An 8079-nucleotide genomic window follows, 5' to 3' on the forward strand; every position below is an offset into this window, starting at 1 on the left:
CCGTGCTGCTGGTGGCACTGCCCGCCCTGCGCTCGCGCAGCTACGCCAATGCGCTCCCGGCGAGCGTGCTGCTGGCCGGGGCCCTCGTCGGCGGCGCCGCCGTCGGGGCGGGCGCGGTCGCCGCGGCCCCGCCCGGCGTCGCACGGGTCGGGCTCGCGGTCGCCGCGGTCGTCGTGGGGGTGCTCGCGGTCCTGCTCGGGTCGGCCCTCCCCCGACGTCGTTCCTCACCCGCCGCCCGGCGCGCGGTGGACCTCCTCGAGGGCGTCGGGATCGCCGCCGTCATCCCGCTCGCGCTCGCGGTGGGCGACCTCTACACGGCGGTCCGGCTGCTGTGAGGCGGCCGCTGCGGGCCATGGCCGGCGGAGCGGCCGCCCTCGCCGTCCTGCTCGCGACGCTGCTCGCGACCGCCGGGACCGCTCCCGCCCAGGACGTCGCCGTGGCGCCGCCCGTGCCTCCCGCGCCCGACGCGGCGGCGCTCGCCGCCCTGCCGTCCGCGCCGGGGGCGCTCCCGGGGCTGCGCCCGCGCGGGCCCTGCCCCGTCGGGATCGCCCCGGACGGCTTCAGCGCGCTGACCCCGGAGCCGGACGCGGTGCCCGGCGCCGGGGCGCGCGGGGTGACCGTGGCGGTCGTCGACTCCGGGGTCGCCGCCCACCCGCGGCTCTCGGGCGGGGTCGCCGACGGCGGCGACTTCGTCGCCGGGTCCTCGGCCACGCAGGACTGCGACGGTCACGGCACCGCGGTCGCCGGCCTCGTGGCCGCGTCCCCGGGTGCCGACGACGGCGTCGTCGGGGTCGCCCCGGGCGCGCGCGTGCTCGCGGTGCGCGCGGACAGCGCCTGGTCCGCGACCGCGGACGGGGCTAGCGCGGGCGACGAGGCCACGCTGGCCCGGGCGGTCCGCGCCGCTACCCGGCCCGGCGTCGCGGTGCTCACCCTGGCGGTGGCCGCGTGCCGCCCCGCGGCCGGTCTGATCGGCACCACCGACCCGGCCCTGGGCGCGCTGCGGGCCGCCGTCCACGACGCCGCCGCACGCGGCATCGTCGTCGTGGCGGCGGCGGGCAACACCGGACCGGCCTGCCCGGCGAACGACCCGGCGCAGGCCCGCGAGCGGGTGACGACGGTGCCGGCACCGGGCTGGTTCGACGGCGACGTCCTCACCGTCGGCGCCCTCGACGATGCCGGCCGTCCGGACCCGGCCTCGCTCGCCGGGCCGTGGGTGGACCTCGCCGCGCCGGGTGCTGTCCCCGCCGCGCTCGGCTCCCGCTCGGCGGGGCTCACCGCCGACCTCACCCTGCCCGGCTCGGCACCGGGACCGGTGACCGGGACGAGCTTCGCCGCCGCGCGGGTGGCCGGGGCGGCGGCCCTGCTGCGGGCCCGCTTCCCGACGCTGCCGGCCGCACAGCTCGTGGCCCGCCTCGTCGACACCGCCGAGCCCGTGCCGGGTGCCGGTCCGGGGCGCGATCCCGTGGTCGGCGTCGGCGCGCTCGACGTCCGCGCGGCGCTCGCGGGAGCCCGGGCGCCCGTCCCGGCCACCCCCGCCCCGCCGCCCGCGTCCTCCGGCGGCTCCGTCCTGGCCTGGGCGGCGGCGGGCGCGCTCGTGGTCGTCCTCGCCGTCGCCGCGCTCCTGCTCATCCGGCGCCGGAGCGCCCGGTGAGCGCGCCGCAGCGCGCGGTCGTACGCGCCGCCGAGGGGCGGGGGCCGGTGGACGGGCGGCTCCCCCGGGCCGGCCCGGTGCGGCTCGGGGGGCTCCTCGTCGTCGAGGTGGGCCTCGCTGTCGCGCTCGGGCTGCTGGCGCTGGGCGCGGGGCTCCCGGTCGCCGGGATCGTCCTGTCGCTCGCGCTCGTCGCGGGCCTGGTGCGGGTGCGCGGCGAGCTCGTCGGGACCTGGATGGTGCTGGCCCTGCGCCACCGGCTGCGCACCCGCGAGGCGCCCGCCGACCCCGCCCCGGACGGCCCGGCCCCCGACGGCCTCGGCCTCGTCCCCCTCGACCCCGCCGTCGGCGAGATCACCGTGGTCGAGGACCGGGACCACGACGGCCGGCCGCTGGCGCTCGCGGGTGCCGACGACGGCACGTGGAGCGCCGTCCTGGTCGTCGACTCCGACGAACTGCCCCTCCTGCTCGACGCGACGCCGCGCGGGTTCCCGCTCGCCGCGCTCGCCGGCACCCTGGCCGACCGCGGCGTGGTCCTCGACGCGCTCACCGTCGTCCGCCACGTCCGGCCGGGCGGTGCCGACTCGCCCGCCCGGCAGGCGCACCGCGAGGTCCTCGGCCCGCTCGCCGACGCCGCCCACCGCAGCGCGTGGCTCGTCGTGCGGCTCGACCCCGACCGCTGCCCGGGCGCGGTCGCCGAGCGCGGCGGCGGTGTCCTCGGGGCCCGGCGGGCGCTGCTCGGGGCCCTCGCGCGCATCGGCCGGGTGCTCGCCGAGGCCGACCTCCCGGTGCGGCCGCTGGACCGCGACGGACTGCGCGATGCCGTCGCAACCGCCGCGGCCGCAGACCTCGACCGCACACCGAGCGGCGTGATCGAACGGTGGGACGCCGTCGTCGTCGGGGAGGTCGGACACGCCACGTGGGCCGCGACCGACCTGCGCGTCCCGCCCGGCGCGCGCCTCGACCTGGACGACCTCGCCGCGCCCGACGCCGTCACCACCGTCGCCCTCGCGCTGCTCCCCGACCAGGCCCCGCCCAACGACGCCGCGGCCGTCGGGGTCGCCGTTCGCGTGCGGGTCAGCGCCCGCACGCCGGAGGCGCTCGCGGACGCGGGCGTCGCGGTGGTGGCGGCGGGGCGGGCGCGCGGATTGGCGCTCGAGCCGCTGCACGGGCGGCAGGTCGCGGGGCTGCGCAGCACGCTGCCGCTCGGGGGCTCGACGTGAACGGGTACCGGGCGTGACCGGGCGCCGGACGGCCCCGGGCGCCACGACGCGGGCGGGTACCGTCCGCCTGCGCGCGGGCGCCCTCGACACGCTGACCGCGCCGGTCGCCACGGCGGGCATCCTGCTGGGCGCCGACGCCGACGCCGACGGGGCGCCGGTGACGCTCGCGCTGCTGCGGCCGGTCCCCACCCGGGTCGTGGTGCTCGGCGCCCTGCACCTGGCGCGGCAGATGGCGCTGCGCGCGGTGGCCGAAGGTGCGGCCCTGACCGTCACGACGGGCCGGCCGCCCGCCTGGGAGCCCGTGGCGCGGGCCGCGGCCGACCCTGGGCGGGTACGGATCGGCACCGACGAGGCCCAGCCCGACGACGACGCCGCCATCCGCGGCCCCGGCGACACCGACGCGCTGCTCACCGTGCACGACCGCGGCGCCACCGGGGGCGGCCCGGCACCCTCGGTCGGCCCGTGGCGGGCCACGCTGCTCGTGCTCCCCGCGCTGTCCCCCGGGGTCGCCGACGCCGCGGACGACGCCGACGTCGTCCTGCTCGGGCGGATGCCGCCGCAGGAGGCCGACCTGGCCGCGCGGCTGTGGCGGCTCACCGAGCCGATGGCCGAGTCGCTGCGGACGCTGCCCGACCACGGCGTCGTCGTGCTCGGGCGCAGTCTCTGGCGGCGCCTCGACCTGGTCACCGCCGAGCGGGAGACGGCGCTGCTCGGTCCCGTTCGGCGCAGCTGAGATCCGACGCATCGGAGAGGTCGCCCGCTCGCCCGATTGCTCCCCACGAATGCCGGAGTAGGACGGGATGACCGAACACGCAACGTCAGGAGCGGCCGTGACCACCACCCGGATGTCCATGGGCTACCCGGTGATCGTCCAGTACTGGCGCTCGTTCGCCCACCTCGAGGCCTTCGCCCGCGACCGGGACGACCCGCACCTGGCCGCCTGGCGGAACTACTACGGCCGCCACGGGAAGACGGGCATCTGGCACGAGACCTACCTCGTGCCGGCAGGGCAGTACGAGGCCGTCTACGCGAACATGCCCGCCGCCTTCGGCCTCGGCCGGGCCGGGCGGCAGGTGCCGATGGCCGGTGCCTCCCACGCGCGGGACCGGGTGACCGCGGCGGGCGGGGCGCCCTAGACACCCGCTCAGGGACCGAGCGTGCGCACCGCGCGGGTCGTCGCGGCGCGGGCCGCGAGGCCGGCGTCGTCGGGGTAGTCGACCCCTGTCAGGCGCAGCCCGTGGGCCGCGACGACGTGGACCTCGGAGGCCCGCGCCCGGCGCTCGAGCAACGTCGCCGGCCAGTCGACGCCGCGGCGCCCCTCACCGACGGCCAGCAGGGCGCCCACCAGGGAGCGGACCATCGAGTGGCAGAACGCGTCGGCGGACAAGCGCGCCTCGACGACGTCCCGCTCGCCCGCCACCGGGACCCACGACAGGTGCTGGAGCTCGCGGATCGTGGTCGCGCCCTCGCGGGGACGGCAGAACGCGGCGAAGTCGTGCTCGCCGAGCAGTCCGCGGCCGGCGGCGTCCATGGCCGCGACGTCGAGGGACCGGGGCCAGCGCAGGGTGTCGCGTGCCCGCAGGGGTTCGGGTCCCGACGGGGCGGTGCAGACGCGGTAGGCGTAGTGGCGGCGCACCGCGGAGAAGCGGGCGTCGAACCCCTCCGGCGCGGGGCGCACGGCGTGGACGCGGACGTCCGGAGGGAGCATCCGCGCGAGCCGGCGGACCAGGCCGGCGGGCACCGCGCCATCGTCGAGCAGCGCGGTCCCGGGCGCGGACACGTCGGCGTGGGCCACCTGCGCGTCGGCGTGCACGCCCGCGTCGGTACGCCCGGCGACGGTCAGCGCAACCGGGTCGCGCGCGAGGACCGCGAGCGTCTCCTCGAGGACCCCCTGCACGGTGCGCAGCCCGGGCTGACGGGCCCAGCCGGCGAAATCGGTGCCGTCGTAGGCCAGGTCGAGCCGGATCCGCCGGGGCCCCGGACCCGCAGCCACCACGGGCCCGCCGTCGGGATCGACGGCGGGCCCGTGGTCGTGCTCGGGGGTCGGTCCGGTCAGGACTTCCCCTCGGTGTCATCCTCGGTCTCGAGACCGGCGCTCGCCGCGGCGTTCTCCGCCATCGTCGCGGGCGCCTCGTCCTCGTCGGACGCGTCCGACGACGAGGCCGCGGCCTCGGCCTCCTGGACCTCCGGCGCGGTGTCGGTGCCGACGGCCTGCTCGGCCTCGACGGCCTCCGTCGCGTCGTCCGACGGCGCGAGGTCCGCCGGGGTGTCCTCGGACTCCGACGCCGCGATCGTCGCCGCGGTGGCCGCGGCACCCGTGGCCTGGCCGCCGACCTCACGGTTGGCGGCCGAGCGCGTCGCGGCCGACGCCTCGGTGGAGGCGAGCCGCTCGTTCACCAGCTCGATGATCGCCATCGGCGCGTTGTCCCCCTTGCGGGGCAGCGTCTTGACGATGCGGGTGTAGCCACCGGGACGGTCGGCGAAGAACGGGCCGATCTCGGCGACGAGCCGGTGCACGACGTCCTTGTCGCGGATCTGCTGCGAGATGATGCGACGGTTGTGGAGGTCGCCCTTCTTCGCCTTCGTGATCAGGCGCTCCGCGTACGGGCGGAGGCGCTCGGCCTTCGCGCGCGTCGTGTGGATGCGCCCGTGGGTGAAGAGCGACGTGGCCAGGTTGGCCAGCAGCATCTTCTGGTGGTCGGGGGATCCCCCGAGCCGCGGGCCCTTGGTGGGCTGGGGCATGACTGTGCTCCTGTCTCGGGCGCCTTTCCTCCCCGGCCCGTCGTGGGCCGGGGAGGGGGCAGTACGTCAGAGCTCTCGGTGGTTCAGAGCTGCTCGGTCTCGGCGTAGTCCTGGCCGTCGTCGGTGCCGAACGACCCGTACCCGCCGCCGTCGTAGGAGTCGTAACCCTCCGACGGGTAGTCGGACGCGGCCGCGCTCGGGTCGAACCCGGGCGGGCTGTCCTTGAGGGCCAGCCCGAGGCCGGCCAGCTTCATCTTGACCTCGTCGATGGACTTCGCACCGAAGTTGCGGATGTCCAGCAGGTCGGCCTCCGAGCGGCCGACGAGCTCGCCGACCGTGTGGATGCCCTCCCGCTTGAGGCAGTTGTAGGACCGGACCGTGAGGTCGAGGTCCTCGATGGGCATCGCGAACGCGGCGATCGAGTCGGCCTCGGCGGGCGAGGGCCCGATCTCGATGCCCTCCGCGTCGACGTTGAGCTCGCGGGCCAGACCGAACAGCTCGACGAGCGTGCGGCCGGCGGACGCGATGGCGTCGCGCGGGGTGATCGAGGGCTTGGTCTCGACGTCGAGGATCAGCTTGTCGAAGTCGGTGCGCTGCTCGACGCGGGTCGCCTCGACCTTGTAGCTGACCTTGAGGACCGGCGAGTAGATCGAGTCGACCGGGATGCGGCCGATCTCGGCGCCGGACGCCTTGTTCTGGGCGGCGGGGACGTAGCCACGGCCCCGCTCGACCACGAGCTCGACCTCGAGGCGGCCCTGGTCGTTCAGGGTCGCGATGTGCAGGTCCGGGTTGTGCACGGTCACGCCGGCCGGCGGGACGATGTCCCCCGCCGTCACCGTGCCCGGGCCCTGCTTGCGCAGGTACATCGTCGCCGGCTCGTCCTCCTCGGAGCTCACGACGAGCTCCTTGAGGTTCAGGATGATGTCGGTGACGTCCTCCTTCACCCCCGGGACGGTGGTGAACTCGTGGAGGACCCCGTCGACCCGGATCGAGGTCACCGCCGCGCCCGGGATGGACGACAGCAGGGTCCGCCGCAGCGAGTTGCCGAGGGTGTAACCGAAGCCCGGCTCGAGCGGCTCGATGACGAACCGCGACCGGGTCTCGTCGACCGGCTCCTCCGAGAGGGCCGGGCGCTGGGAGATCAGCACTTCTGGTGTTCCTTCCGGTGCTCGGGCATCCGCTATTTGACGCCGAACGGTGGAACCGCGGCCGGCAGGCTGCCGGCTGCGGCGGGTCGAGCCCTACTTCGAGTAGAACTCGACGATCAGCTGCTCCTGCACGGGCGTGTCGATCTGGGTCCGCTCCGGCAGCTGGTGCACGAAGATGCGCAGCGAGTCCGGGACGACCTGGAGCCAGCCGGGCACCGGACGGTCCCCGAACGACTCCTTCGCGTCCACGAAGGGCAGCATGTTCCGCGACTTGTCGCGGACGTCGATGATGTCGTACTGCGTCACCCGGTAGCTGGGGACGTCGACCTTCTCGCCGTTGACGAGGAAGTGGCCGTGGCCCACGAGCTGACGCGCGGCACGACGGGTCCGGGCGAGCCCGGCGCGGTAGACCAGGGAGTCCAGGCGCGACTCGAGCAGGCGCAGGAACTCGTCGCCGGTCTTGCCCTCGCGACGGTTCGCCTCCTCGTAGTAGGCGCGCAGCTGCTTCTCGAGGACGCCGTAGGTGAAGCGGACCTTCTGCTTCTCCTGCAGCTGGAGCAGGTACTCGGACTCCTTGATGCGGATCCGACCGTGCTGCCCCGGCGGGTACGGGCGACGCTCGAAGGACTTGTCGCCGCCGATCAGGTCGGTCTTGAGGCGACGCGACTTGCGGGTGGCGGGGCCGGTGTAGCGAGCCATGGTGTCTCTCCTCTCCGGCCCTAGACCCGACGACGCTTCGGCGGGCGGCAGCCGTTGTGCGGCTGCGGGGTGACGTCGGAGATCGTCCCGACCTCGAGCCCCGCGGCCTGCAGCGACCGGATCGCCGTCTCGCGGCCCGAGCCCGGGCCCTTGACGAAGACGTCGACCTTCTTCATGCCGTGCTCGGCCGCCTTGCGGGCCGCGTTCTCGGCGGCCATCTGCGCGGCGAACGGCGTCGACTTGCGCGAGCCCTTGAAGCCGACGTGGCCGGCGGAGGCCCAGCTGATCACCGCGCCCGAGGGGTCGGTGATCGAGACGATGGTGTTGTTGAACGTGCTCTTGATGTGCGCCTGGCCCTGGGAGATGTTCTTCTTCTCCCGGCGGCGCACCTTCTTGGCGCCTGCGGCGCCGGTGCGGGTCCTGGGTGGCATCGGTGCTTCTCTCCGAGTTCTGCGTCTACTGCGAGGGGGGCGGGCTCCCGCTTACTTGCGGGCGGCCTTCTTCTTGCCGGCGACGGTCTTCTTCGGGCCCTTGCGCGAGCGGGCGTTGGTCTTCGTCCGCTGGCCGTGGACCGGAAGGTTCCGGCGGTGACGCAGGCCCTGGTAGCTGCCGATCTCGA

At 76.2% G+C, this 8079-nt stretch carries 10 protein-coding genes and 1 pseudogene; 5 read left to right on the plus strand and 6 right to left on the minus strand.

Annotation, left to right across the window (positions count from 1 at the left end; genetic code table 11):
- From VGH76_RS07045 to VGH76_RS07065, 5 genes and pseudogenes are all read left to right on the plus strand, one after another.
- Window positions 1-335 (plus strand): annotated as a pseudogene (locus tag VGH76_RS07045) (type VII secretion integral membrane protein EccD); the annotation flags it as partial.
- A gap of 17 nt (window positions 336-352) precedes the next feature.
- Window positions 353-1651, plus strand: coding sequence for a S8 family serine peptidase (locus tag VGH76_RS07050; RefSeq protein WP_331555914.1), 1299 nt, complete (start codon window positions 353-355; stop codon window positions 1649-1651).
- Entirely contained in the window at window positions 1648-2871 is a 1224-nt protein-coding gene (locus VGH76_RS07055; protein ID WP_331555915.1) for a type VII secretion protein EccE, read from the plus strand. Before VGH76_RS07050 ends, VGH76_RS07055 begins: the two co-directional genes overlap by 4 nt.
- A 13-nt stretch (window positions 2872-2884) precedes the next feature.
- Window positions 2885-3604 carry a hypothetical protein gene (locus tag VGH76_RS07060; RefSeq protein ID WP_331555916.1) on the plus strand — a complete coding sequence of 240 codons (720 nt, stop codon included), beginning with the start codon at window positions 2885-2887 and terminating at the stop codon, window positions 3602-3604.
- Between the two features lie 97 nt (window positions 3605-3701).
- Window positions 3702-4007: a monooxygenase family protein gene (locus VGH76_RS07065; RefSeq protein WP_331555917.1), complete on the plus strand. Its 306-nt coding sequence runs from the start codon at window positions 3702-3704 to the stop codon at window positions 4005-4007.
- 8 nt (window positions 4008-4015) lie between these two features.
- Here VGH76_RS07065 and truA read toward each other — a convergent pair whose 3' ends face one another.
- The 6 genes from truA to rpsM form a co-directional block, all read right to left on the minus strand.
- Window positions 4016-4867: a tRNA pseudouridine(38-40) synthase TruA gene (gene truA, locus VGH76_RS07070; protein ID WP_331555918.1), complete on the minus strand. Its 852-nt coding sequence runs from the start codon at window positions 4865-4867 to the stop codon at window positions 4016-4018.
- Between the two features lie 56 nt (window positions 4868-4923).
- Window positions 4924-5613, minus strand: a complete 690-nt coding sequence (gene rplQ / locus VGH76_RS07075) for a 50S ribosomal protein L17 (RefSeq protein WP_331555919.1) — start codon at window positions 5611-5613, stop codon at window positions 4924-4926.
- 83 nt (window positions 5614-5696) lie between these two features.
- Complete coding sequence (locus VGH76_RS07080; protein ID WP_169186819.1) at window positions 5697-6761, minus strand: DNA-directed RNA polymerase subunit alpha; 1065 nt, start codon at window positions 6759-6761, stop codon at window positions 5697-5699.
- A 93-nt stretch (window positions 6762-6854) separates the two neighbouring features.
- Window positions 6855-7460 carry a 30S ribosomal protein S4 gene (gene rpsD / locus VGH76_RS07085; protein ID WP_331555920.1) on the minus strand — a complete coding sequence of 202 codons (606 nt, stop codon included), beginning with the start codon at window positions 7458-7460 and terminating at the stop codon, window positions 6855-6857.
- 20 nt (window positions 7461-7480) lie between these two features.
- On the minus strand, window positions 7481-7891 hold the full coding sequence (gene rpsK / locus VGH76_RS07090; protein WP_286051551.1) for a 30S ribosomal protein S11: 411 nt from the start codon (window positions 7889-7891) through the stop codon (window positions 7481-7483).
- A 51-nt stretch (window positions 7892-7942) separates the two neighbouring features.
- Window positions 7943-8079 (minus strand): 30S ribosomal protein S13 (rpsM, locus tag VGH76_RS07095; protein ID WP_331555922.1); only part of this gene is annotated, 137 nt, incomplete at its 5' end.

The sequence above is a fragment of the Actinomycetospora sp. genome (assembly GCF_036497585.1).
In the GTDB taxonomy this organism is placed as follows: Bacteria; Actinomycetota; Actinomycetes; order Mycobacteriales; family Pseudonocardiaceae; genus Actinomycetospora.

Excerpts from the sequence above, each read along its gene's own strand:
- rpsD (WP_331555920.1), bottom strand. The coding sequence starts at position 7,460 with ATGGCTCGCTACACCGGCCCCGCCACCCGCAAGTCGCGTCGCCTCAAG.
- rplQ (WP_331555919.1), bottom strand. The coding sequence starts at position 5,613 with ATGCCCCAGCCCACCAAGGGCCCGCGGCTCGGGGGATCCCCCGACCAC.
- VGH76_RS07050 (WP_331555914.1), top strand. The coding sequence starts at position 353 with ATGGCCGGCGGAGCGGCCGCCCTCGCCGTCCTGCTCGCGACGCTGCTC.
- rpsK (WP_286051551.1), bottom strand. The coding sequence starts at position 7,891 with ATGCCACCCAGGACCCGCACCGGCGCCGCAGGCGCCAAGAAGGTGCGC.